The organism is Mycobacterium sp. IDUB_3 (assembly GCF_055419585.1).
In genome coordinates this window covers 2,019,486-2,042,217 of the sequence record NZ_JBVAXZ010000001.1, presented here as the reverse complement: position 1 = coordinate 2,042,217, position 22,732 = coordinate 2,019,486, and the positions used below count along the sequence as shown (strand labels likewise).

Annotated in this window: 21 protein-coding genes; 15 read left to right on the top strand and 6 right to left on the bottom strand. The window is 67.9% G+C overall.

Annotated elements, in window-relative coordinates; all coding sequences use genetic code 11:
- Window positions 1–38: 38 nt before the first annotated feature.
- Genes mca through ACZYVJ_RS08905 form a run of 4 tightly spaced genes read left to right on the top strand, consistent with a single transcriptional unit; the run spans window position 39 to window position 3,626 of the window.
- Window positions 39–911, top strand: coding sequence for a mycothiol conjugate amidase Mca (mca, locus tag ACZYVJ_RS08920; protein ID WP_463830676.1), 873 nt, complete (start codon window positions 39–41; stop codon window positions 909–911).
- Window positions 908–1,219 carry a hypothetical protein gene (locus tag ACZYVJ_RS08915; RefSeq protein WP_463830675.1) on the top strand — a complete coding sequence of 104 codons (312 nt, stop codon included), beginning with the start codon at window positions 908–910 and terminating at the stop codon, window positions 1,217–1,219. The genes mca and ACZYVJ_RS08915 overlap by 4 nt, the downstream gene beginning before the upstream one ends.
- Window positions 1,206–3,221, top strand: a complete 2,016-nt coding sequence (locus tag ACZYVJ_RS08910; RefSeq protein ID WP_463830674.1) for a thioredoxin domain-containing protein — start codon at window positions 1,206–1,208, stop codon at window positions 3,219–3,221. The genes ACZYVJ_RS08915 and ACZYVJ_RS08910 overlap by 14 nt, the downstream gene beginning before the upstream one ends.
- A 21-nt stretch (window positions 3,222–3,242) precedes the next feature.
- Window positions 3,243–3,626 carry a nuclear transport factor 2 family protein gene (locus ACZYVJ_RS08905; RefSeq protein WP_463830673.1) on the top strand — a complete coding sequence of 128 codons (384 nt, stop codon included), beginning with the start codon at window positions 3,243–3,245 and terminating at the stop codon, window positions 3,624–3,626.
- Here the strand turns inward: ACZYVJ_RS08905 and trhA are convergent.
- Window positions 3,623–4,396 carry a PAQR family membrane homeostasis protein TrhA gene (gene trhA, locus ACZYVJ_RS08900; protein WP_463830672.1) on the bottom strand — a complete coding sequence of 258 codons (774 nt, stop codon included), beginning with the start codon at window positions 4,394–4,396 and terminating at the stop codon, window positions 3,623–3,625. The genes ACZYVJ_RS08905 and trhA overlap by 4 nt on opposite strands.
- Window positions 4,397–4,565: 169 nt before the next feature.
- Between trhA and ACZYVJ_RS08895 the strand changes: the two genes are divergently transcribed.
- The 3 genes from ACZYVJ_RS08895 to ACZYVJ_RS08885 all read left to right on the top strand — a co-directional run bounded on the left by ACZYVJ_RS08895 (window position 4,566) and on the right by ACZYVJ_RS08885 (window position 7,443).
- Window positions 4,566–5,354 (top strand): (2Z,6E)-farnesyl diphosphate synthase, encoded by a 789-nt coding sequence (locus tag ACZYVJ_RS08895; RefSeq protein WP_463830671.1) that lies wholly within the window; start codon window positions 4,566–4,568, stop codon window positions 5,352–5,354.
- Between the two features lie 48 nt (window positions 5,355–5,402).
- Window positions 5,403–6,773 (top strand): hypothetical protein, encoded by a 1,371-nt coding sequence (locus tag ACZYVJ_RS08890; protein ID WP_463830670.1) that lies wholly within the window; start codon window positions 5,403–5,405, stop codon window positions 6,771–6,773.
- 247 nt (window positions 6,774–7,020) lie between these two features.
- The gene (locus ACZYVJ_RS08885) at window positions 7,021–7,443 is read left to right on the top strand and encodes a hypothetical protein (protein WP_463830669.1); all 423 of its coding nucleotides are present in this window, start codon (window positions 7,021–7,023) and stop codon (window positions 7,441–7,443) included.
- A gap of 35 nt (window positions 7,444–7,478) precedes the next feature.
- Here the strand turns inward: ACZYVJ_RS08885 and coaA are convergent, their stop codons facing one another.
- Window positions 7,479–8,417 (bottom strand): type I pantothenate kinase, encoded by a 939-nt coding sequence (gene coaA, locus ACZYVJ_RS08880; RefSeq protein WP_044487112.1) that lies wholly within the window; start codon window positions 8,415–8,417, stop codon window positions 7,479–7,481.
- A gap of 128 nt (window positions 8,418–8,545) precedes the next feature.
- Between coaA and glyA the strand changes: the two genes are divergently transcribed.
- The 5 genes from glyA to ACZYVJ_RS08855 all read left to right on the top strand — a co-directional run bounded on the left by glyA (window position 8,546) and on the right by ACZYVJ_RS08855 (window position 14,838).
- The gene (gene glyA, locus ACZYVJ_RS08875) at window positions 8,546–9,826 is read left to right on the top strand and encodes a serine hydroxymethyltransferase (RefSeq protein WP_463832913.1); all 1,281 of its coding nucleotides are present in this window, start codon (window positions 8,546–8,548) and stop codon (window positions 9,824–9,826) included.
- 98 nt (window positions 9,827–9,924) lie between these two features.
- Entirely contained in the window at window positions 9,925–10,752 is an 828-nt protein-coding gene (locus ACZYVJ_RS08870) for an acyl-ACP desaturase (protein WP_463830668.1), read from the top strand.
- Between the two features lie 252 nt (window positions 10,753–11,004).
- The gene (locus tag ACZYVJ_RS08865) at window positions 11,005–12,306 is read left to right on the top strand and encodes a PhoH family protein (protein ID WP_007776610.1); all 1,302 of its coding nucleotides are present in this window, start codon (window positions 11,005–11,007) and stop codon (window positions 12,304–12,306) included.
- Window positions 12,307–12,363: 57 nt separating this feature from the next.
- Window positions 12,364–13,239 (top strand): polysaccharide deacetylase family protein, encoded by an 876-nt coding sequence (locus ACZYVJ_RS08860; protein ID WP_463830667.1) that lies wholly within the window; start codon window positions 12,364–12,366, stop codon window positions 13,237–13,239.
- Between the two features lie 156 nt (window positions 13,240–13,395).
- Window positions 13,396–14,838 (top strand): adenylate/guanylate cyclase domain-containing protein, encoded by a 1,443-nt coding sequence (locus tag ACZYVJ_RS08855; RefSeq protein WP_463832912.1) that lies wholly within the window; start codon window positions 13,396–13,398, stop codon window positions 14,836–14,838.
- 15 nt (window positions 14,839–14,853) lie between these two features.
- Here the strand turns inward: ACZYVJ_RS08855 and ACZYVJ_RS08850 are convergent, their stop codons facing one another.
- From ACZYVJ_RS08850 to glpX, 3 genes are read right to left on the bottom strand one after another with little or no spacing between them, the layout of a single operon-like run.
- Window positions 14,854–15,870 carry a hypothetical protein gene (locus ACZYVJ_RS08850; protein WP_463830666.1) on the bottom strand — a complete coding sequence of 339 codons (1,017 nt, stop codon included), beginning with the start codon at window positions 15,868–15,870 and terminating at the stop codon, window positions 14,854–14,856.
- 53 nt (window positions 15,871–15,923) lie between these two features.
- The gene (locus ACZYVJ_RS08845; RefSeq protein ID WP_463830665.1) at window positions 15,924–17,339 is read right to left on the bottom strand and encodes a class II fumarate hydratase; all 1,416 of its coding nucleotides are present in this window, start codon (window positions 17,337–17,339) and stop codon (window positions 15,924–15,926) included.
- A 32-nt stretch (window positions 17,340–17,371) separates the two neighbouring features.
- Entirely contained in the window at window positions 17,372–18,451 is a 1,080-nt protein-coding gene (glpX, locus tag ACZYVJ_RS08840) for a class II fructose-bisphosphatase (protein ID WP_463830664.1), read from the bottom strand.
- A gap of 54 nt (window positions 18,452–18,505) precedes the next feature.
- On the opposite strand from glpX, the gene ACZYVJ_RS08835 reads away from it, so the two are divergent.
- From ACZYVJ_RS08835 to ACZYVJ_RS08825, 3 genes are read left to right on the top strand one after another with little or no spacing between them, the layout of a single operon-like run.
- Entirely contained in the window at window positions 18,506–19,204 is a 699-nt protein-coding gene (locus tag ACZYVJ_RS08835) for a DUF4245 domain-containing protein (protein ID WP_463830662.1), read from the top strand.
- A gap of 11 nt (window positions 19,205–19,215) precedes the next feature.
- On the top strand, window positions 19,216–20,013 hold the full coding sequence (locus ACZYVJ_RS08830) for a dienelactone hydrolase family protein (RefSeq protein ID WP_463830661.1): 798 nt from the start codon (window positions 19,216–19,218) through the stop codon (window positions 20,011–20,013).
- 25 nt (window positions 20,014–20,038) lie between these two features.
- Window positions 20,039–21,583, top strand: a complete 1,545-nt coding sequence (locus tag ACZYVJ_RS08825; protein WP_463830660.1) for a carboxylesterase/lipase family protein — start codon at window positions 20,039–20,041, stop codon at window positions 21,581–21,583.
- Here the strand turns inward: ACZYVJ_RS08825 and ACZYVJ_RS08820 are convergent.
- Window positions 21,580–22,680, bottom strand: a complete 1,101-nt coding sequence (locus tag ACZYVJ_RS08820) for a 3-beta-hydroxysteroid dehydrogenase (protein ID WP_463830659.1) — start codon at window positions 22,678–22,680, stop codon at window positions 21,580–21,582. The genes ACZYVJ_RS08825 and ACZYVJ_RS08820 overlap by 4 nt on opposite strands.
- Between the last annotated feature and the right edge of the window lie 52 nt (window positions 22,681–22,732).

Sequence of the window (22,732 nt, the reverse complement as noted above, 5' to 3'; positions counted from 1 at the left end):
GTCAGACCGGGCGACCACCTGAGGTGACAAGGGAGCACGTGAGCGAATTGCGGTTGATGGCGGTGCACGCCCATCCCGACGACGAGTCCAGCAAGGGTGCTGCCACGCTGGCCCGCTACGCCGACGAGGGCCATCGCGTGTTGGTGGTGACGTTGACCGGCGGCGAGCGCGGCGACATTCTCAACCCGGCGATGGACCTGCCAGAGGTGCACGGACACATCGCCGAAATCCGCCGGGACGAGATGGCCAAGGCGGCCGAGATACTCGGCGTGGAGCACACCTGGCTGGGTTTCGTCGACTCCGGACTGCCCCAGGGCGACCCGCCGCCGCCGTTGCCCGAGGGCTGTTTCGCGCTGGTGCCGCTGGAGGAGTCGGTCGAGGCGCTGGTCCGCGTGGTCCGGGAGTTCCGCCCGCACGTAATGACCACATATGACGAGAACGGCGGCTATCCCCACCCCGATCACATTCGCTGCCACCAGGTTTCGGTCGGCGCGTTCGAGGCGGCCGGCGATTACCGGCTCTTCCCGGACGCCGGTGAGCCCTGGACGGTGTCCAAGCTCTACTACAACCACGGGTTCCTGCGGGCCCGGATGCAGTTGCTGCACGACGAAGCCATCAAGCACGGTCAAGAACCCCCGTTCAAGAAGTGGCTGGAACATTGGGACGCCAAGCACGACCCGTTCGAGTCGCGGGTCACCACGCGGGTCGAGTGCTCGGCGTACTTCAGCCAGCGTGACGACGCGCTGCGCGCACACACCACCCAGATCGACCCCGACCACGACTTCTTCGCCGCTCCCATTGCGTGGCAGCAACGGCTGTGGCCGACTGAGGAATTCGAGTTGGCGCGCTCGCGCGTCCCGGCCCGGCTACCCGAGGACGACCTGTTCGCCGGAATCGAGAGCGACGAGTGAACCACCTCTATCTGGTCGTGACCGCCGCCGGCTGGCAGGCCGACGGCCCGCCGCGCCACACCGGCCCCGATTTCGGCAAGGCCAGCCCGGTCGGGCTGCTGATCGTCGTGTTGCTCTTGATCAGCACGCTCTTTCTGCTGCGGTCGATGAACCGGCAGCTGAAGAAGGTGCCCGAATCGTTTGATCCCAAGCACCCCGAACCGGACCAGGCAGTCGACGAGGGCACCGACGCGGTCGACCCGGAGAGCACCCCCGACCAGACGGACGGCCCACCGCGAGCCCCGGGGCCCGGCGATGAGCCCGGCTGACCGCGCTTCCACGAATACCCTTGGGCTGGCGACCAGCCCGTATCTGCGCCAGCACGCGGACAATCCGGTGCATTGGCAGCAGTGGACCCCCGAGGCGCTGGCCGACGCGGCCGCCCGCGACGTGCCGATCCTGCTCTCGGTCGGCTATGCGGCCTGCCACTGGTGCCATGTCATGGCCCACGAATCGTTCGAGGACGACGAAGTGGCCGCCGTGATGAACGCGGGCTTCGTCTGCGTCAAGGTCGACCGCGAGGAACGCCCGGACATCGACGCGGCGTACATGAACGCCACGGTCGCGCTCACCGGGCACGGCGGCTGGCCGATGACGTGTTTCCTCACACCGGACGGGCGCCCCTTCTTCTGCGGTACGTACTATCCGAAAGACGGCTTCCTGCAACTCCTTTCGGCTGTATCCGCCACCTGGCGGGAGCGTCGTGGTGAGGTGGAGGAGGCGTCCGACCAAATCGCCGGTGAGCTACGCAAGATGGCTTCGGCTCTTCCGGGTGTCGGTCCTGCGGTGGCGCCGGAGCTGTGCGACCACGCCGCGGCCACGCTGCTCAAGGAACGCGACGCGCTGCACGGCGGATTCGGCGGTGCACCCAAATTCCCGCCGTCGGCGCTGCTCGAGGCGTTGCTGCGGCACTTCGAGCGCACCGGCTCACCGGCGTCGCTCGCGGCGGTTGCCCACACCGGCAACGCGATGGCGCGCGGTGGCATCTACGATCAGCTCGGCGGCGGATTCGCCCGGTACAGTGTCGACAACGCTTGGGTGGTACCGCATTTCGAGAAGATGCTGTACGACAACGCGCTGCTGCTGCGCGCCTACGCGCACTGGGCCAGGCGCACCGGTGATCCGCTGGCGCGCCGGGTCACCGCCCAGACCGCACGGTTTCTGCTCGTCGAGCTGGCCGACGGTGCCATGTTCACCTCGTCGCTGGACGCCGACGCCGACGGCCGCGAGGGTTCGACCTATGTCTGGACGGCGGCGCAGCTGAACGAGGTGCTTGGACCCGACGACGGCCCTTGGGCGGCAAGCGTTTTCGCAGTCACCCAGAGCGGTACGTTCGAGCACGGCACCTCGGTGCTGCAGCTACCCGCCGATCCCGAGGACCCGCAGCGGCTGGAACGCGTGCGGGCCGCGCTGCTGACCGCCCGCCTCGCCCGAGTCCAGCCCGGGCGTGACGACAAGGTCGTCACCTCGTGGAATGGCCTGGCGATCACCGCCTTGGCCGAGGCCGGGGTGGCGTTGGATGAGCCGGAATTGGCGCAGGCGGCAATGCGTTGCGCGCGGACCCTGCTGGATTCGCATGTCGTCGACGGCCGGTTGCGACGTGCCAGCCTGGGCGGTGTGGTCGGCGACAGCGTTGCCATCCTGGAGGACTACGCGATGCTGGCCACCGGCCTGCTTGCGCTGTATCAGCTGACCGCCGATGCGACCTGGCTGACGGCCGCCACCGACCTGCTGGACACCGCGTTGGCGCACTTCGCCGATCGGGCGCAACCCGGCCGCTGGTTCGACACCGCCGACGATGCCGAGCAGTTGGTGCTCCGCCCGGCCGACCCGCTGGACGGCGCGACCCCGTCGGGAGCGTCGTCGATCACCGAGGCGCTGCTGACCGCCGCGCACCTGGTCGAGGGAGACCGCGCCGAGTGGTATCTGCGGGCGGTCACCGAGTCGCTCGGCGCGCACTCCCTGCTGTTGGCGCGGGCGCCGCGTTCGGCCGGGCATTGGCTGGCCGTCGCCGAAGCGGCGGTGCGCGGACCGCTGCAGATCGCGGTCGCCTGCGACCCGTCGGCCTCGGCGCTGCTGGCCGATGCGCGACGGCTGGCACCCGGCGGGGCGATTGTGGTGGGCGGGGAGGTGGATTCGTCGCCGCTGCTGGCCGGCCGCCCCAGGGTGGGCGGCGCGGATGCCGCCTACGTGTGCCGCGGCCAGGTCTGCGACCTGCCGGTGACCGCCGCAACCGAACTGGCCACCGCCCTGGGTGTATCCGGTCACTGACTCGGGGTTACCCTGCGTCCCATGCCGAATGCCGCCAAGACCGAAGCGATCAGAAGCACGGTCAACCGCTACATCGAGTTGGTCGCCAAGGGCAGCGCCGATGACTTGGTCGAGTTGTACGCCGACGACGCCACCGTCGAGGATCCGGTCGGCGGCGAGGTGCACATCGGCCGGCAGGCCATCCACGGCTTCTACTCCGCTGTCAACGAACTGCAGCGCGAATGCGAACTGAAGACGCTGCGCGTCGCAGGCAACGAGGCAGCCTTCCAATTCCGGCTGACCGTGACCGCGGGCGAACACCGGATGGTGATCGAGCCGATCGACGTCATGGTCTTCGACGGCCAAGGCAAGATCGCCTCGATGAAGGCCTACTGGTCGCCGGAGGACGAGGTCGCCCCGGCCTAGCCGCCCGCCAGCCAGGCGTGGTCGCCGGTGTAGAACACGGCGAACCACATGGCGATGTAGTGCAGGATCGCTGCGATCGCGGTGAAGGCGTGGAAGAACTCGTGGTAGCCGAACGTCTGCGGCCATGGGTCGGGCCAACGCAGCCCGTAGAAGATGCCGCCCACGCTGTAGAACACGCCGCCCACCGCCAGCAGGACCATCGCCGCCACGCCGGCCTGGTGCAGGATCGTGGGGGCGAACCAGACGGCCACCCACCCCAGCAGCAGATAGAGCGGCACCCCGACCCAGCGCGGCGCCGTCGGCCAGCACATTTTCAGCGCGATGCCGGCGGCCGCGCCGCCCCATACGATGCACTGCACCAGCACCCCGGTGTTCTGCGGCATGACCAGCCGCGCGAACGGCGTGTAGCTGCCGGCGATGAAGACGAAGATCATCGAGTGGTCGAGCCGCTTCATCCGGCTGCGCGCGACGGGTGACTTCCAGTGCACCCGGTGATAGGTGGCGCTGACCGCGAACATCGCCACCGTCGCCGCGGCGTAGACCAGCGTCGAGTGGCCGGCGCGCGGCGAGGCGAGCGCCCACGACACCGACACCAGCGTGGCGCCGGTGATGATGGCCAGCCACGCCGAGACGAAGTGGATCCAGCCGCGCATCCGGGGCTTGCCCAAGAACTGGGCGGCACCCTCGACGAGCTGGTCGACGGTGTTGCCCGGAGCGATCGACTCGCGTTCGGGCTCCGGGTTGGGAACGGTGCTGGTCTGGCTGCTCATGTCTCCTGTGTCTTGTTCTCGCAACTTGGGATACCGGTGGGAAAGTCGCCGCGGACTGCCCACGATCCACAGTAGCCAGGGATGGTTACGGCGCCGTGTCGACTTCTCAGATGACCGGGCCGAAATGAGACCGGTGAATAAATCACCGCTGGCAGTAGGGTGAGTGTTCGTGGAAATTATCCCGCCGCGCCTCAAAGAGCCGCTGTATCGCGTCTACGAGCTGCGGCTGAGGCAGGGCCTGGCCGCCTCGAAGTCCCAGCTGCCGCGGCACATCGCCGTGCTGTGCGACGGGAACCGGCGGTGGGCCCGCGACGCGGGATACGAGGACGTCAGCTACGGCTACCGGATGGGCGCATCCAAGATCGCGGAGATGCTGCGCTGGTGTCAGGAAGCCGGGGTCGAAATGACCACGGTGTACCTGCTGTCCACCGAGAACCTGCAACGTGATCCCGACGAGCTGGCCGGGCTGATCGAAATCATCACCGACGTCGTGGAGGAGATCTGCGCACCGGCCAACCGCTGGAGCGTGCGCACGGTGGGGGATTTGGAACTGCTCGGCGACGAACCGGCCCGGCGGGTGCGCGGTGCGGTCGAGTCCACCCCTAGCGTCGCGCCGTTTCACGTCAACGTGGCGGTCGGCTACGGCGGCCGGCAGGAGATCGTCGGCGCGGTGCGTGCGTTGTTGAACAAAGAACTCGCCAACGGCGCCACCGCGGAGGAGCTCGTCGACGCGGTGACCGTCGACGCCATCTCCGAGAACCTCTACACGTCCGGGCAACCCGACCCAGACCTGGTGATCCGCACCTCGGGCGAGCAACGGCTGTCCGGATTCCTGCTATGGCAGAGCGCATATTCGGAGATGTGGTTCTGCGAAACGCATTGGCCGGCGTTCCGCCGCGTCGACTTCTTGCGTGCGCTGCGTGACTACAGCCAGCGGGATCGCCGGCACGGCAAGTAGCCCCCAAAGGCCTTCAGCGCCCGCCTGCGCGCGTGCCACACTAAGGACATGGCTGCGCTGTCGGCGGTGGTATTCACGCTGAGCGCCTGGCTGGGCCTGTATCTGGCCGCCCGCGATCCGCGTAAACCCGTCCTCGCGCTCGCGGCAATCGGGTTGTGCGGATTCGCGCTCGTGGTGGGCCTGGATGCGGTTCGCACCGCCGGCCCCGGGCATGCCCAGCTGCTGAGCCGGGTCGAGATCTACCTGACGACCATCCCCGGCGTGGCGTGGTTCGCGGTGCTGGTCGAGCTGTCCCGGCCCAGTGACGGCTGGCGCTCGCGTACCCGCGAGGTGTTACTCGTGGCGGGGGTGGCCGCGCTGACCCTGTTCGGGGCGGCGCTGGCCGGCAGCGTCGACGGGCCGCTACGGCCAGGCCACTGGCTGATGTTCGCGGTGATCTCGGTGTCGACCCTCGGCGCGATGGTCGTCGCGCTGCGCCGCCCGCGGCGGCCGAGGCCGGCGGTGGGACTCACCATCACCGCCACCCTGTTCTTCGCGCTGGGCAACGCGATCCTGATCATCCCGCTGGGCCTGGTGCCCAGCTGGGTTGCGCTGGCGTCGACGAGTTGCGACGTCCTCGGGCTCGGGGTCGCCGTCGCGCTGTGGGACGCGTTCGACGAGGGCCACGCGCTGCGCGCCGACATGCTGCGTTCGTTCGCCGGTTCGGTGGCGGTGGCGGTGCTGTTCGGTGGCCAGGCGCTGATCGGGTTGGCGGTGACTCGCGACGACGCCGGCGCGCAGACCGCGCTGACCGTGCTGCTGTTCACCAGCCTCGCGATCGCGATCACCGTGCAGGTGCTCGCCGATCCGCTGGCCGGGGTGCTCGACCGCCTGGCGTTCTCGAAATCGCCTGCGCTGCGGGCGGATCGGGCCGCGCTGCGCCATACCGGGGCGGCGTTGCCGCTGCGCCAGGAGCATCCGCTGGCCGGCGTCGACGACGTCACCTTCGCCCGGCTCACCCGTCGCGCACTGGGTCATTACGGCGACCTGACCAAGCTGGTCGCCAGCCCGCTGACCGCGTTGCCGGTGATCGACGCGCGGCTGGCCGCCCGAGGAGCCCCCGACCAACCGATCGAGCGGGCCAACGAACTCAAGGCCGTGCTCGCCGACGGCATAGCGCGGCTCAAGCCGCGCGACGGCGGCGACTTCGGAACCACCGAAGAGTGGCGGTACTACAACTCGCTCTATTTCCCCTACGTCGTCGGGGTGCGCGCGTACGCCCAGAACGCTACCGCCGCCGGTCTGGATCCGACCGCGCGGCAGGCCTGGCAGTGGTTCGTCACCGAGGTTCCGCAGCGCTCGCTGCACAACTGGCAGAACGCCGCCGCCCGGCTGATCGCCGCCGATCTTCGCGGCCGGGTCCCGGTTCCCAGCGACTAGAACGGGTACTTCAGTTGCCGCGGTCGCCGACGGCACAGTGCCGCGCCCCCTGCCTGTGACTCGTGGGGCCGCTGAGCCCTCGAGACCGGCGCGTGTCAAATATTTACCCACTGAGGGAATAGTGGGGTGAATCACCTCGTCTTTGTATCCGTGGCAGTAGTTGGCAGCGCCACGAGTCGATATGGCAGTGCACTGGCGGCACCCTCAAAGCTGTTCGACCCAACCCGCCATCGCGAGGAGTAAGCACATGAGCTCGATCACCGGTGTATCAAGCATCCCGCCCCGGCCCCTCTACGACTCGACGGACTCGCTGTTGCGTTTTGCCGTGCGTGCCGACGCGACCCTGACGGGGTTGTGCGGGTTGGCCATCGCCTTCCTTGCCGACCCGATCTCGTCGCTGACCGGCCTGACGTCCTTCCAGGAATACGGCGTGGGCGTGGTTTTCGTGATCGCCGGCCTGCTGGTGTTCAGCCTCGGGGCGCTGCCGGAACTGCGGCGTCTCGGTATCAGCGTGGTAGTGGTCAACGTCGCGTTCACGCTGGCCGCGATCGTGGCCGCCGAGGCGCTGCCGCTGACCGCCACCGGCGTCGCGATGACGCTGGCCAGTGGCGCGTACACGGCGGCCTTCGCGGGGCTGCAATACCTGGGTCTGCGTCGCCTCGAGGTGTGATCTTCCGTTCCCGGCCTGCGTAAAGCGTTAAAACGCTAGAGCTTGCGCAGCCGCAGCCGGTTGATGGAGTGGTCGGCGTCCTTGCGTAACACCAGGGTGGCGCGCGGCCGGGTCGGAAGGATGTTCTCGACCAGGTTGGGGCGGTTGATCGACCGCCAGATCTCGCGCGCGGCGGCCACCGCCTTCGTATCGTTGAGGGCCGAGTAGTGGTGGAAGTGCGATTCGGGATCCGCGAAGGCCGTGCTGCGCATGGCCAGGAATCGCGATACGTACCACTGCTCGATGTCCTCGATTCGGGCGTCGACGTACACGCCGAAGTCGAACAGGTCCGACACCATCAGGGTCGGACCGGTCTGCAGAACGTTGAGTCCCTCCAGGATCAAGATGTCGGGGTGACGGACCACATGCTTGGCCCCGGGGATGATGTCGTATTTCAAGTGCGAATACACCGGCGCGCACGCATAATCCGAACCGGATTTGACCGAGGTCACGAACCGCATCAGCGCGCGACGGTTGTAGCTTTCGGGAAACCCCTTGCGGTGCATCAGGTTCCGCCGGTCCAGTTCGGCATTCGGGTACAAGAAGCCGTCGGTGGTGACCAGGTCGACGCGCGGGTGGTGATCCCACCGCGCCAACAGGGCCTGCAACACACGGGCGGTCGTCGACTTGCCGACCGCCACGCTGCCGGCCACGCCGATGATGAACGGCACCGGCCGGTCCGGGTTCTGCTGAGGTTCGCCGAGGAATTCGGCGGTGGCGGCGAACAATCGCTGCCGGGCCGCGACCTGCAGGTGAATGAGCCGGGCCAGCGGAAGATAGACCTCTTCGACTTCGAGCAAGTCGATTTGTTCACCCAAGCCGCGCAGGCCGACGAGTTCTTCCTCGGTGAGGGCCAGCGGCGTCGACATACGAAGCGCACGCCATTGCTTTCGGTCGAACTCCACATATGGGCTCGGCTCGCTAAGCCGCGGCATAGTGCAAGTGTTGCAGGAGCGCGGAAAAGCCCGACGGCTGGGCTGGCGAAAACTCAACGCTGGATAGACTGGCGGCCGTGACTGCCGCACCTGACGCCCGCCCCACTGCCCCCGCCACGGCGTCCTTCATGTCCGCCCCGCTGGCCGACGTCGACCCGGATATCGCCGAGCTCCTCGGCAAAGAGCTCGGCCGGCAACGCGACACCCTCGAGATGATCGCTTCGGAGAACTTCGTGCCGCGCGCGGTGCTGCAGGCGCAGGGCAGCGTGCTGACCAACAAGTACGCCGAGGGGTTGCCCGGGCGGCGCTACTACGGCGGCTGTGAATACGTCGACGTCGTGGAGAACATCGCCCGCGACCGGGCCAAGGCCCTGTTCGGCGCCGACTTCGCCAACGTGCAGCCGCATTCGGGCGCCCAGGCCAACGCCGCGGTGCTGCACGCGCTGATGGCGCCGGGGGAGCGGCTGCTGGGTCTGGACCTGGCCAACGGTGGTCACCTGACGCACGGCATGAAGCTGAACTTCTCTGGCAAGCTCTACGAGAACGGCTTCTACGGCGTCGACCCGACCACGCATCTGGTCGACATGGACGCGGTGCGCGCCCGCGCGCTGGAATTCCGTCCGAAGGTGATCATCGCCGGCTGGTCGGCCTACCCTCGGATCCTCGACTTCGCGGCCTTCCGGTCGATCGCCGACGAGGTCGACGCCAAGCTCTGGGTGGACATGGCGCACTTCGCGGGCCTCGTCGCGGCCGGGCTGCACCCGTCCCCGATCCCGCACGCCGACGTCGTCTCGACCACCATTCACAAGACGCTCGGCGGCGGCCGCTCGGGCATGATCCTGGGCAAGCAGGAGTACGCCAAGGCCGTGAACTCGGCGGTGTTCCCCGGCCAGCAGGGCGGGCCGCTCATGCACGTCATCGCGGGCAAGGCCGTCGCGCTGAAGATCGCCGGCACCCCCGAATTCGTCGAGCGGCAGCAGCGCACGTTGTCCGGCGCGCGCATCCTCGCCGACCGGCTGCTGGCCGCCGATGTCGCGAAGGCCGGCGTGTCCGTGGTCAGCGGTGGCACCGACGTGCACCTGGTCCTGGTGGACCTGCGCAACTCCCCGCTGGACGGTCAGGCCGCCGAGGACCTGCTGCACGAGGTCGGCATCACCGTCAACCGCAACGCCGTGCCCAACGACCCGCGCCCGCCGATGGTCACCTCGGGGCTGCGGATCGGGACGCCCGCCCTGGCCACCCGCGGCTTCGGCGACGCCGAGTTCAGCGAGGTCGCCGACGTCATCGCCACCGCGCTGGCGGCCGGCACCTCGGCCGACGTGGCCGGGCTGCGGCAGCGCGTGACGCGGCTGGCGCAGGAGTTTCCGCTGTACGAGGGCCTCGAGGACTGGGCGCTGGTCGGCCGCTGACCCGGGGAGCGCAGCGGCTTTGAGGACCAAGGTCACCAATCGCCGCGACACGACCCGGGCGATTTCATGAACCTGTGTACGCGGGTTACAGTCACCTCATGGCCGAAAGACCTGTCGCTAACGCGCTGACCCTGGAACTCGAGCCGGTCGTCGAAGCAAACATCGACCGCCACCTGTCCACCGAAGAACTCTGGTTCGCGCACGACTACGTGCCGTTCGACCGGGGCGAGAACTTCGCCTTCCTCGGCGGGCGCGACTGGGACCCGTCGTCGATGACGCTGCCGAGGCCGTTGACGGACGCCTGCGAGATCATGCTGCTGCTCAAGGACAACCTGGCCGCGCACCACCGTGAGTTGGTCGAGCACTTCATCCTGGAGGACTACTGGGGCCGCTGGCTGGGCCGGTGGACCGCGGAGGAGCACCTGCACGCCATCGCGCTGCGCGAGTACCTGGTGGTGACCCGCGAAGTCGACCCGACCGACAACGAAGAGGCCCGCGTCCAGTACGTCATGAAGGGCTACCGCGCCGACACCTACTCGCAGGTGGAAACGCTGGTGCACATGGCGTTCGTCGAACGCACCCACGCCGTTTTCTGTGAAAACTTGGCCGCCAAGCTCGAGGAGCCCATCCTGGCCGGCCTCGTCGACCGGATCGCCCGCGACGAGCGGCGCCACGAGGTCTTCTTCTCCAACCTCGTCGCGCACTGCCTCGAGTACACCCGCGACGAGACCGTCGCGGCGATCGCCGCCCGCGCAGCCGACCTGAACGTGCCCGGCGCCGACATCGACGCGTACGCGGACAAGGTGCAGAACGTCGAAAAGGCAGGCATTTTCGGTCCGGAGCAGCTGCGTCAGGCGATCTCCGACCGCATCACCGCATGGGGGCTCGCGGACGAGCCTGAACTGCGGCAATTGATCGTCGGCTAAGCCGACCTGCAGGCGCCCCTCAACATCGACGGCCCACTGAAGGTGGTCTCGGCCCGCCACGTCGGCGCGCCTGCACAGCGCGCATGCGGCCACGGGAGTAGCGTCGATCCCGATGGTCAGCGTCATGCTCTGCTGCCAGGGCGGCACCTCCCGTCACCACAACGGAAGGACCGGCCCCGGTCCTGGTGCTGCGGTTCCCGTCGACATGCCTGTGCGGGTCCGCGCGGGCTCATCCCGCTCGAGGAGCGCTACGTGACCGAAATCCGGACCTACGTGATCGACACTTCCGTGCTGCTGTCCGACCCCTGGGCGTGCAGCCGGTTCGCCGAACACGAGGTGGTTGTTCCGTTGGTGGTGATCAGCGAGCTGGAGGCCAAACGCCACCACCACGAGCTGGGATGGTTCGCTCGCCAGTCCTTGCGGCTGTTCGACGATCTCCGGCTGTTGCACGGACGACTGGATCAGCCCATTCCCGTTGGGACGCAGGGCGGTTCGCTGCATGTCGAGCTCAACCACACGGACCCGTCGGTGCTGCCGGCGGGTTTTCGCAGCGACAGCAACGACTCCCGAATCCTGAGCTGCGCAGCCAACCTCGCCGCCGAAGGCAAGCGAGTTACGTTGGTCAGCAAGGACATTCCACTTCGGGTCAAGGCCGCCGCGGTTGGGCTGGCCGCCGACGAGTACCACGCGCAGGACGTGGTGGCCTCCGGCTGGTCGGGGATGCGCGAGATCGAGACCGCCACCGAAGACATCGACGCGCTGTTCACCGACGGCGAGATCGATCTGGTGGAGGCGCGAGACCTGCCCTGCCACACCGGTGTTCGGCTGCTCGGCGGAAGTTCTCACGCGCTGGGCCGGGTCAACGCGGACAAACGTGTCCAGCTGGTGCGCGGTGACCGCGAGGTATTCGGGCTGCGCGGGCGGTCCGCCGAACAGCGGGTGGCGCTCGACCTGCTGCTCGATGAGTCCGTGGGCATCGTGTCGCTTGGCGGCAAGGCGGGCACCGGCAAGTCGGCTCTGGCTTTGTGCGCGGGTCTGGAGGCGGTGCTGGAGCGCCGGACCCAGCGCAAGGTGGTGGTCTTCCGGCCGCTCTATGCCGTCGGCGGGCAGGAGCTGGGGTACCTGCCCGGCAGCGAGAGCGAAAAGATGGGGCCGTGGGCGCAGGCCGTCTTCGACACCCTCGAGGGTCTGGCCAGCCCGGCGGTGCTGGAGGAAGTGCTGTCCAGGGGCATGCTCGAGGTGCTGCCGCTGACCCACATCCGGGGCCGGTCGCTGCACGACTCATTCGTCATCGTCGACGAGGCCCAGTCGCTGGAACGCAACGTGTTGCTGACGGTGCTGTCCAGGTTGGGCACCGGATCGCGGGTGGTGTTGACGCACGACATCGCGCAGCGCGACAACTTGCGCGTGGGTCGCCACGACGGGGTCGCGGCAGTGATCGAGAAGCTCAAGGGTCATCCGCTGTTCGCCCACATCACCCTGTTGCGCAGCGAGCGATCCCCGATTGCCGCCCTGGTCACTGAGATGCTCGAGGAGATCGCCGGCCCGCAGTGAGGGCGCCTGACCAGCGCGCTCGACCCCGGGTAGGGCTTCCTTCGATAAACTTCCACGGTGGCGAAACGACCCGACACCCAAGCCTGGCGCTACTGGCGCACGGTTGTCGGCGTGGCGGCGGCCGTCGCGGTGCTGGTGATCGGCGGGCTCACGGGCCACGTAACGCGCGCCGACGACCTCAGCTGTTCGGTCGTCAAGTGCGTCGCGTTGACGTTCGACGACGGGCCGGGGCCGTTCGACGAGCGGCTGCTGCAAATCCTGAAGGAGAACGATGCCAAGGCCACCTTCTTCCTGATCGGCAACAAGGTAGCCGCCAACCCGGCCGGGGCCAAGCGCATCGCCGACGCGGGGATGGAAATCGGCAGTCACACCTGGGAACACCCTAATATGACCACGATCCCGCGCGAGGACATCGCCGCCCAGTTCTCCAAGGCCAACGACGCGATCATCGCCGCGACCGGCCGCACCCCGAACCTGTACCGCCCCGCGGGCGGATTGTCCGACCCGGTGGTGCGCCAGGCCGCCGGCCAACTCGGGTTGGCCGAAATCCTTTGGGATGTGATCCCTTTCGATTGGGCGAACGACTCGAACACGGCGGCGACCCGCTACATGCTGATGACGTATATCAAGCCCGGCTCGGTGGTCCTGCTGCACAGCACCTACTCGAGCACGGTCGACCTGGTGTATCAGTTCATCCCGGTGCTCAAGGCCAATGGCTACCGGTTGGTGACGGTCAGCGACCTGTTGGGATCACGTTCTCCCGGCAGCAGTTACGGCGGCCGAGAGAACGGCCCGCCCGTCAACGGCCTGCACGACATTCCTCCCGGTGACATCCCCACGCTGCCCAATACGCCCTCACCGAAACCGATGCCGAATTTCCCGATCACCGACATCCCAGGGCAGAACTCCGGCGGGCCGAACAACGGTGCGTAGAGCAAATTTCGGACCAGCCGCGGCTACCTTTACAGGGTGATCACCGTGGGCTGGCTTCGGGATCGGCTTCCGCCATCATGGCGCGGCCCGGCGCGGCAACCCGCCACGGGGCAACGAAAGTCCTTTCGACGGTGGTTGTTTCAATACGGGTTCGATCTGAGCCTGTCCCACGTGCTGGCCGTCGTCGAGGCGGCGGCCATCCTGATTCCGTTGCGGGGCCACACTTCCGTCGGCGCCAACGCGGACTTCGCGCGGCAGAACACCGCGCCCGTGGTGTTGCTCATCGTGCTGGGCATCGCCGGCGTCGCGGTGGCCGGCGCCGTCAGCCTGGCGCCCACCGTGCGCTGGTATGTCGCGGGTGCCGAACCCACCCCACAACAACGCGAAGCCGTGATGAAGCTGGCCGGACGCCAATCGGCGATCCTGGTGACGGCCTGGGCGCTGAGCGGTGGGATCTTTACCTTGCTGAATCTGAGTGGCGGGCCCCAACTTCTGCTGCCCATCGCGCTCGGAGTGGTGCTCGGCGGATCGGCCGCCGCCGGCACCGGGATGCTGCTCGCGCAACGCACCCTGCGGCCCATCATGCGCGCCGCCACGCTGGGCGCCGAGCCGAGGCTGGCGGTGCCGAGTGTGTACGCACGGCTGGTCCTGCTGTGGTTCTTGTGCAGCGCCTTTCCCATCGCCGTCATCGCGACGCTGGTCGTTCTCCGCTCGTATGGGTGGCTGATCGAGAAATCGGCGTCGCTGGACGTGCCGATTCTGGTGGTGTCGCTGGCGGCGCTGGTGCTGGGGCTGCCCACGATGATCCTGACCTCGCGGTCCATCTCGGATCCGGTCGGGGAGGTCGTCGACGCGATGGCCGAGGTCGAGCACGGCCGCATTGAGACGTATGTCGGCGCCTACGAGAGATCTCAAATCGGGCGCCTGCAAACGGGATTCAACCGGATGGTAGCAGGTCTCGCCGAGCGCGACCGGCTGCGTGACCTGTTCGGCCGGCATGTCGGGGCCGACGTCGCGCAACGCGCCCTCACCGAGGGGGCGACGCTGTCGGGCGACGTGGTCGAAGCGGCAGTGCTTTTCATCGACCTGGTGGGATCCACCCAGCTCGCCCAAAGCCGGCCCCCACAAGAGGTCGCGGAGGTGCTCAACGACTTCTTCCGGATCGTCGTGCACGCCGTCGACGAACACCACGGGCTGATCAACAAATTCGCCGGCGATGCCGCGCTGGCCGTCTTCGGGGTGCCGTTGCCGACCAGCGAGCCCGCATCGTCGGCGTTGGCGACGGCTCGTGCGCTCGGCTCCCAACTGCGGCGCCTGCCGGTCGATTTCGGCATCGGTGTGTCAGCGGGGCGGGTGTTCGCCGGCAACGTCGGCGCCGAAAACCGGTACGAATACACCGTGATCGGTGACGCGGTCAACGAAGCCGCTCGGCTGGCCGACCTCGCCAAGACCTCTGACAGGCGGATCCTGTGCTCGGCCGGTGCCATCGACGCCGCGGGTGAGGCCGAGCGTGCGCAGTGGGCTGAATGCTATTCCACGGTACTGCGCGGGCGATCCGAGGCCACCCACGTCTCGGCGCCGACGGGCCCGGCCGGCTAGCCGGGCCCACCTGCGTCAGGACTTCGAGACCTTCAGCGCGGCAATGATTTTACCGATAAGGCCCGCCGAAGCGGCGTCACCGATGGGTGTGCTGCCGATGAAGACCGTGACAGGCTTGGTGTCGACGGCGATTATGGTGACGGAGTCGCCCTTGACGTTGCGACTGGGATCGGCGATCGTGACGTCGGCGTCGACCCGGGCGGCCTTGGTGCCGTCGACGGTGATCGACGACGACTTCGTCGGTCCTAGCGTGGGCTGGGCATTCGCGTAGCCCGGGCCCGCGACGATGCATTGCATCAGCTTCGTGGCTTGCGCCGTAAGGTCCATGCTGGAAACGAAATTGGTGACGCCGACCTCGGCCGTCATCATCCACTGATTGGCCCCAGGCACGTCCTGGGCGACCCCCAGGCCGCCGATCAGGTTAGGGCCCTGGTCGTCGGAGAACACCGTCCAGCCGCCCGGCGCCGCAGTGGCGGGGAACGAAAGCTTGCCGGCGGAGATCGAGTCGCTCCGCGGCATCTCACCGCCTGACACATTCGGGGTGCAGTCGGTCGCGTTCTGCGCGGAGTTCTTCGGCTGCGAGACCGAGGTGCTCGTTGTCGACGGCGCGGTGGCCGGCTTGTTGTCATGGCCGCCTCGCATCACCAGCAGCGTGGCCACCAGCGCGATGACCGCGAGCACGACCAGGCCGGCGACGATCAGCCACGGCAGCTTCGAGCCGGACCCACGCGGCGGCCGTCCCGGAGGGTACGGCCCGCCCGGGCCACCCGGAAACTGTTGTCCGGGTTGGGGATACTGCTGATATGGGTACGGGCCACCCGGCGGCGGGTAGGCGTACGGACCGCCCTGCGGATAGGGGCCTGGACCGCCCTGCGGATACGGGCCTGGACCGCTCTGCGGGTAAGGGCCTGGACCACCTGGCGGGTAGGGACCGGGACCGCCCTGCGGCTGGCCGCCCCAATTCGGGTCCTGCCCATACGGATTGGGTCCGTAGGGCCCCTGACCGTAGGGACCACCGGGAGGAGCCGTCATGGAAAACCACCCTTACTCTCGTCGACCACCGCCGTCACCCCCGGACGGCCGGCTCAGTCTTCCGGCTTGACCTTGGCCATCGCCAGCACGTCGAGCCGCCGGTCGAGTTCGTCGATCGACAACTTGTCGCCGATCAGCCCGCGATCGATCACGGTCTGACGAATCGTCTTGCGCTCCTTGAGCGCTTGCTTGGCCACCGCGGCGGCCTCCTCGTAGCCGATCGCCGAGTTCAGCGGTGTCACGATGGACGGCGACGATTCGGCCAGCTCGCGCAGGTGCTCCACATTGGCGGCCAGGCCGGTGATGCAGCGCTCGGCGAACAGTTTCGACACGTTGGTCAGCAGCTTGAAGGACTCGAGGATGTTGCGGGCCATCATCGGGATGTAGACGTTGAGTTCGAACGCGCCGTTCCCACCGCCCCACGCGACCGCGGCGTCGTTGCCGATCACCTGCGCGGCGACCTGCGTGACCGCCTCGGGCAGAACGGGATTGACCTTGCCCGGCATGATCGAGCTACCCGGCTGCAGGTCGGGCAGCTGAATCTCGGCCAGGCCGGTCAGCGGGCCCGACCCCATCCAGCGCACGTCGTTGGCGATCTTGGTCAGCGACACCGCGATGGTGCGCAGTGCGCCGGAAGCCTCGACCAGCCCGTCGCGCGCCGCCTGCGCCTCGAATGAGTTTGCCGCCGTGCGCAATTCGCTCAAGCCGGTGGAGGCGACCAACGTCTCGACCACCTTGGCGCCGAAGCCGTCGGGGGCGTTCAGGCCGGTACCGACCGCGGTGCCGCCGATGGCCAGCTCGCCCAGCCGGGGCAGCGTCGCGCGCACCCGCTCGATGCCCGCCTCGATCTGCCGGGCGTATCCGCCGAATTCCTGACCGAGCGTCACCGGGACGGCGTCCATCAGGTGGGTGCGGCCGGACTTGACCACGGTGTGCCACTCGCGGGCCTTGCCGGCCAGGGCGGCGTGCAGCACCTCGAGGGCGGGGATCAGATGACGCACGGCCGCCTCGGTGGCCGCGATATGCGTTGCGGTGGGGAAGGTGTCGTTCGACGACTGCGACATGTTGACGTCGTCGTTGGGGTGCACAGTCACACCGTTGGCCGCCGCGATGCTGGCGATCACCTCGTTGGTGTTCATGTTGGAGCTGGTGCCCGAACCGGTCTGGAAGACGTCGATGGGGAACTGGTCGTCGTGCTGGCCGTCAGCGATCTCAGCCGCCGCGGCGATGATCGCGTCGGCCTTCTCCGGTGCCAGTAACCCGAGGTCCTTGTTGACCTGCGCGCAGGCGCCCTTCAGCAAGCCCAACGCGCGGATCTGGGTGCGTTCCAGGCCGCGGCCCGAAATCGGGAAGTTCTCGACCGCACGCTGAGTTTGCGCGCGCCACAACGCTTTTGCGGGCACGCGCACCTCGCCCATGGTGTCGTGCTCGATGCGGTACTCGGTGTCTTCGACGTTTTCAGCGCCCATAAAGCGGCTTCCTCGTTCTTCGATCGGTGGTGTCAGGGCAGGGGATAGGCGGCGGAGCTATCGCCGGTGAAGTCGATGGCGGAGTACTCGTTGAGTTTCGAAAGCCGGTGGTAGGCCTCGATCATCCGGACGGTTCCCGACTTCGACCGCATCACGATCGACTGCGTGGTGCAGCCGCCCGGGTAGTACTGCACGCCCTTGAGCAGGTCGCCGTTGGTGACCCCGGTGGCGCAGAAGAACACGTTCTCACCGGAGACCAGGTCCTCGGTGGTCAGCACGCGATCGAGGTCGTAGCCGGCGTCGGCGGCCTTCTGGCGTTCCTCGTCGTCCGTGGGTGCCAGCTGCGCCTGGATCGCGCCGCCCATGCAGCGGATCGCGGCGGCCGCGATGATGCCCTCCGGCGTGCCTCCGATCCCGGCCAGCATGTCGGTGCCCGAGTGCGGCCGGCAGGCCGAGATGGCGCCGGCAACGTCACCGTCGGTGATCAGCCGGATGCGGGCGCCGGTCGCCCGGACGTCGTGGATCAGCTGGGCATGCCTCGGCCGGTCCAGGATGCACACGGTCATGTCTCGCACCGACAGCGCCTTGACCTTGGCGACGGCCTTGATGTTCTCGGCGATCGGGGCGGTGATGTCGAGCACGTGCGCGGCCTCGGGCCCGACGGCGATCTTGTTCATGTAGAACACCGCGGACGGGTCGAACATCGCGCCGCGGTCGGCCACCGCCAGCACGGAGATGGCGTTGGGCATGCCCTTGCTCATCAGCGTGGTGCCGTCGATCGGGTCGACCGCGAAGTCGCACTCCGCGCCGTCGCCGTTGCCGACCTCCTCGCCGTTGTAGAGCATCGGCGCGTGGTCCTTCTCACCCTCGCCGATGACGACGACACCGCGCATCGACACCGTGTTGACCAGCTCACGCATCGCGTCGACGGCCGCCCCGTCGCCGCCCTCTTTGTCGCCGCGGCCGACCCAGCGACCTGCGGCCATGGCGCCGGCCTCGGTGACGCGTACCAGTTCCAAAGCCAGGTTGCGGTCCGGAGCCTCACCGCGCGGTCGGCCCTGCGCTGGGGCCCGGCCGGTGGTGGCGGTCGAGCGGTCGCCCTCAACTGTCATGGTTGGAATTGTCCCAGAAGCAGATCGCTCCGCTGGAACTGGGATACTTGGGGGATGACGGAGGAGCCGCCGCTGAATGCCCAGCTTGATGGGAACGTAGCCGGCGCGCCGTCTCCGCAGGCTGGACCGGCGCCCAGGCCGGCGAAGCCCCGGCTGTTGCAGGACGGCAGGGACATGTTCTGGTCCCTGATTCCGCTGGTCATCGGGTGCGTCGTGCTGGCCGGGATGCTGGGCATGTGCTCGTTCCAGCTAGGCAACCACCAGGGCCCCGTCCCGTCCTACGACGCGGGTGCGGCGCTGCATGCAGACGCTTCCGCGCTCGGCTTTCCCATCCGCCAACCTTGGCTGCCCGCCGGCTGGCAGGCCAACTCCGGCCACCGCGGTGGTATCCAGGGGGGTCGGACCGACCCCGCCAGCGGGCAGCGGGTGAACGCCCCCATCTCGGTCGTCGGCTACATCAGTCCAACCGGGATGTATCTGAGCCTGACCCAGAGCGACGCCGACGAGGACAAGCTCGTCAACTCGATTCATCCGTCGGCCTTCCCGACCGGGGCGGTCGACGTCTCCGGAACCAGCTGGGTGGTCTATCAGAGTTCCGGCCAGGACGGCGCGGGCGCAGAGCCGGTATGGACGACGCGGCTCAGCGGGCCGGGCGGAGCCACTCAAATTGCGATAACCGGCGCCGGAAACACCGATCAGTTCCGTACGCTGGCGTCGGCGACGCAATCGCAACCGCCTTTGCCGACCCGCTAGAAGGGACTCGCGTGACTGCACCAGAGGCCGATCTTTCCGGATGGTCGGTGGCGCCGTTCAGCGGTGGCGGCTACACGCACGACGTTTATCGCAAGGGCAGTGGCCCGGGGGTGGTGCTGATTCCCGAGCTCCCCGGCATCCATCCCGGCGTGCTGGCGCTGGGTAATCACCTGATGGACAACGGCTTCACCGTCGTCATGCCGTCACTATTCGGCGAGCCGGGCAAGGCCAAGACGGCCGGCTACATCATCAGCGCCATCGGCCGGGCTTGTGTGGCACGGGAATTCGCGGCGCTGGCACTGAACAAGCAGCGGCCGGTGGCGCAGTTCCTGCGTGCCCTGGCCCGTGATCTCAACGCGTCGACGCCGGGCAAGGGCGTCGGCGTGATCGGCCAGTGCTTCACCGGCGGGTTCGCGCTGGCCGCCGCGGTCGACGACAGCGTGCTGGCGCCGGTGCTTTCGCAGCCGTCGGTCCCGTTCCCGTTGGGCGCCGCGCGGCGCCGAGACCCGGGCCTGAGCGAATCCGAGCTGGCCACCGTGGCCGACCGGTGCGCCAATGACGGGCTGTGCGCCATGGGCCTGCGGTTCAGCGAAGACAAGACGGCCCCGGCCGAGCGGTTCGTGACGCTCAAGGAGCGCCTCGGTGACGCCTTCGAGGTGATCGACATCGACTCGGGCCCAAACAATCAGCACGGCTTCGGCAAGATGGCGCACTCGGTGATCACCGACGAGGTCCGCGAAGTCGACGGCCATCCCGCCTACGAGGCGCGTAAGCGAGTGGTCGAGTTCCTCAAGCAACGCCTTTTCTAGGTTCTCCAGGAGATTTCGCACGCGCATGACAATCGACGACTTGGTGGTCGAAACCAACTGCGGCCCGATCCGGGGCACCGCAGAGGACAGTCTCAAGGCGTGGAAGGGCATTCGATACGCGGCGGCCCCCACTGGCCAGCTGCGTTTCCGGGCGCCCCAACCGCCCCCGCGCAGTACCGAGGTCGCCGATGCCACCGCATTCGGGCCGGCGTGCCCGCAACCCGTATTTCCCAACATGCCATTGGATCTGGGTGCGCCACAGGGCGAAGACTGCTTGCGGCTCAACGTCTGGGCGTCTTCTGACACCCGGCCCGGTGACGCCAAGCCGGTGATGGTCTGGCTGCACGGCGGCGCCTATGTCCTGGGGTCGAGCAGCCAGACGCTCTATGACGGCCGCAGGTTGGTCAGCCACGGCGATGTCGTCGTGGTGACCGTCAACTATCGGCTCGGGGCGCTGGGCTTTCTCGACCTGTCATCGTTCGATCGCGGGAGGCGGCATTTCGACTCGAACGTCGGCTTGCGCGACGTGCTGGCGGCGCTGGAGTGGGTGCGCGACAACATCGCGGCCTTCGGTGGCGACCCGCGGCGGGTCACGCTGTTCGGCGAGTCCGCCGGGGCCGGGATCGTCACCACGCTGCTGGCCAGCCCGGCGGCCGAGGGTCTGTTCGGCGCGGCGATCGCGCAAAGTTCCCCGGCCACTTCGGTTTACGACCGCGAGCGGGCCGCCCTGGTAGCCCAGGCCTTTCTCGACCGGCTGGGAGTCGCCCCATCGGAATCACAAAAGCTCCTCGACCTGCCCATGGCGGCGATCCTGGCCGCGTCGCAACAGGTGTTCGACGAGGTGCCGGTGCGCAACCCGGGAAGGCTGGCGTTCGTCCCGATCGTCGACGGCGACGTGCTGAGCGACTATCCGGTCAAGCTGGCGCAGGAGGGCCGCTCGCATCCCGTCCCGCTGATCATCGGCACCAACAAGCATGAGGCGGCGTTGTTTCGGTTGATGCGCTCGCCGCTGATGCCGATCACTCCGAGCGCGATCACGTCGATGTTCAACCAGATCGCCGCCGAACAACCCGATCTGCAGTTGCCCACCGAAGAAGTGATCGGCTCGGCGTATGCGCGAATGCGGCGCAAGGCACGGAGTTTGAGCATCGCGACCGACGTCGGCTTCCGGATGCCGTCGGTGTGGCTCGCCGAGGGCCACAGCCGGGTGGCGCCGGTCTACCTGTACCGGTTCGATTACGCCACCCCGTTGCTGAAGCTGCTGATGGTCAACGCCGCGCATGCCACCGAATTGCCTTATGTCTGGGGCACTCTCGGTGCGCCCAAGGATCCCACCCTGAAACTCGGTGGCACCAAAACCGCCAAGGCGGTATCCAAGCGGGTGCGCGCCCGATGGATCAACTTCGCCGCGCACGGCACGCCCGCGGGTCCCGCCGGCGAGCCGGAGTGGACGCCGTATGCCCAGGATGACCGCTCCTGCCTGATCATCGGCCGCAGCGACGCAGTCGCGCACGACGTCGATGCCAACATCCGCGCGGCGTGGGGCAGCGAGATGGTGAGCTTCCGCTAGGCGGATGCCTTGCTCGCCAAGGCTTGTCGCTTCATTTGGTCGAACATGTCGACGTAGTACGACAGACATTCCCTCAGCGCCTGCTCGGTGTTGAACAGGGGCTGATACCCGAGATCGCGCGACGCCTTGTCGATCGAGAAGAAGTTGTCCAGGTAGAGCCGCTCGACGGCGAGCGGCTCGAGCAGCGGCGCCGGTATTCCGAACCGGAAATGCAGCCGCTGCCAACCCGTCATCGCCGCGCGCACGACGGGGCCGTTCAGCCGGACCCGGGGCCACTTCTCCCCGCAGGCCTCGACGACCGGCCTGGCGAACTCGAACATGTTGATCGGCTCGGCGTCGTTGATGAAGTACGCCTGCCCGGGCGCGGTGCCGCCGGGCATCAGGTGCTCGGCCGCCAGGATGAAACCGTGAATCAGGTTGTGCACGTAAGAGTTATCCAGCCGAGCCGATTTGCGCCCGATCAGTACTTTGACGTGGCCGGCGATCACGCTTTCGAACAGCTTGCGGAACATCGTCTGATCACCACGGCCCCAGATGCCGCTGGGCCGAATCGCACACGTCAACAGGCCGTCAACCCCGTTCTGGCCCAACACGAATCGCTCGGCGATCACCTTCGTCTCGGTGTACAGGTCGTTGAACCGGTGGGTGTAGGGCAGCGTCTCGTCGCCGCCGGCGATGTTCTGGCCGCCCATGACGACGCTGTTGGACGAGGTGTAGACGAAGCGCTGCACCCCGGCGGCCTGCCCGGCGCGGACCAGGTTCTCGGTGCCCCCGACGTTGACCCCGAAGCTGCGCTGCCGGTACTCGTCGGTCACCGACGCGCCGCCCATCAGGTCGATGATCGCCGCGGTGTGGAAGACGGTGTCGATGCCGTCGACCGCCCGCGCGCACACGGCCGTGTCGGTGATATCGCCCTGCAGCACCTCCAGCTGCGGGTGTGGCGGCAGCGGTGAGGGCGCACGGTCGAAGGAGCGGACCTGATGCCCTCGGTCGAGCAACGTGGTTACCAGGTTGGCGCCGACGAATCCGGACCCCCCGGTGACCAGGACACGGCCCAGTTCGGCCGTCAGTGATGCATCACCCATGGTCGAGAGCATAACTGAAACGTGTTCCAGTTTGGAAAGAAGTTTTCAACAAAGCGCTCCAGTA

What these genes read in the sequence shown, in the direction of transcription:
- glyA (WP_463832913.1), top strand. Translation starts at nt 8,546, where the DNA reads ATGTCCGCCCCGCTGGCCGACGTCGACCCGGATATCGCCGAGCTCCTC.
- ACZYVJ_RS08910 (WP_463830674.1), top strand. Translation starts at nt 1,206, where the DNA reads ATGAGCCCGGCTGACCGCGCTTCCACGAATACCCTTGGGCTGGCGACC.
- ACZYVJ_RS08890 (WP_463830670.1), top strand. Translation starts at nt 5,403, where the DNA reads ATGGCTGCGCTGTCGGCGGTGGTATTCACGCTGAGCGCCTGGCTGGGC.
- ACZYVJ_RS08850 (WP_463830666.1), bottom strand. Translation starts at nt 15,870, where the DNA reads ATGACGGCTCCTCCCGGTGGTCCCTACGGTCAGGGGCCCTACGGACCC.
- ACZYVJ_RS08820 (WP_463830659.1), bottom strand. Translation starts at nt 22,680, where the DNA reads ATGCTCTCGACCATGGGTGATGCATCACTGACGGCCGAACTGGGCCGT.
- coaA (WP_044487112.1), bottom strand. Translation starts at nt 8,417, where the DNA reads ATGCCGCGGCTTAGCGAGCCGAGCCCATATGTGGAGTTCGACCGAAAG.
- ACZYVJ_RS08870 (WP_463830668.1), top strand. Translation starts at nt 9,925, where the DNA reads ATGGCCGAAAGACCTGTCGCTAACGCGCTGACCCTGGAACTCGAGCCG.
- ACZYVJ_RS08905 (WP_463830673.1), top strand. Translation starts at nt 3,243, where the DNA reads ATGCCGAATGCCGCCAAGACCGAAGCGATCAGAAGCACGGTCAACCGC.
- glpX (WP_463830664.1), bottom strand. Translation starts at nt 18,451, where the DNA reads ATGACAGTTGAGGGCGACCGCTCGACCGCCACCACCGGCCGGGCCCCA.
- ACZYVJ_RS08835 (WP_463830662.1), top strand. Translation starts at nt 18,506, where the DNA reads ATGACGGAGGAGCCGCCGCTGAATGCCCAGCTTGATGGGAACGTAGCC.
- ACZYVJ_RS08825 (WP_463830660.1), top strand. Translation starts at nt 20,039, where the DNA reads ATGACAATCGACGACTTGGTGGTCGAAACCAACTGCGGCCCGATCCGG.
- trhA (WP_463830672.1), bottom strand. Translation starts at nt 4,396, where the DNA reads ATGAGCAGCCAGACCAGCACCGTTCCCAACCCGGAGCCCGAACGCGAG.
- ACZYVJ_RS08885 (WP_463830669.1), top strand. Translation starts at nt 7,021, where the DNA reads ATGAGCTCGATCACCGGTGTATCAAGCATCCCGCCCCGGCCCCTCTAC.
- ACZYVJ_RS08845 (WP_463830665.1), bottom strand. Translation starts at nt 17,339, where the DNA reads ATGGGCGCTGAAAACGTCGAAGACACCGAGTACCGCATCGAGCACGAC.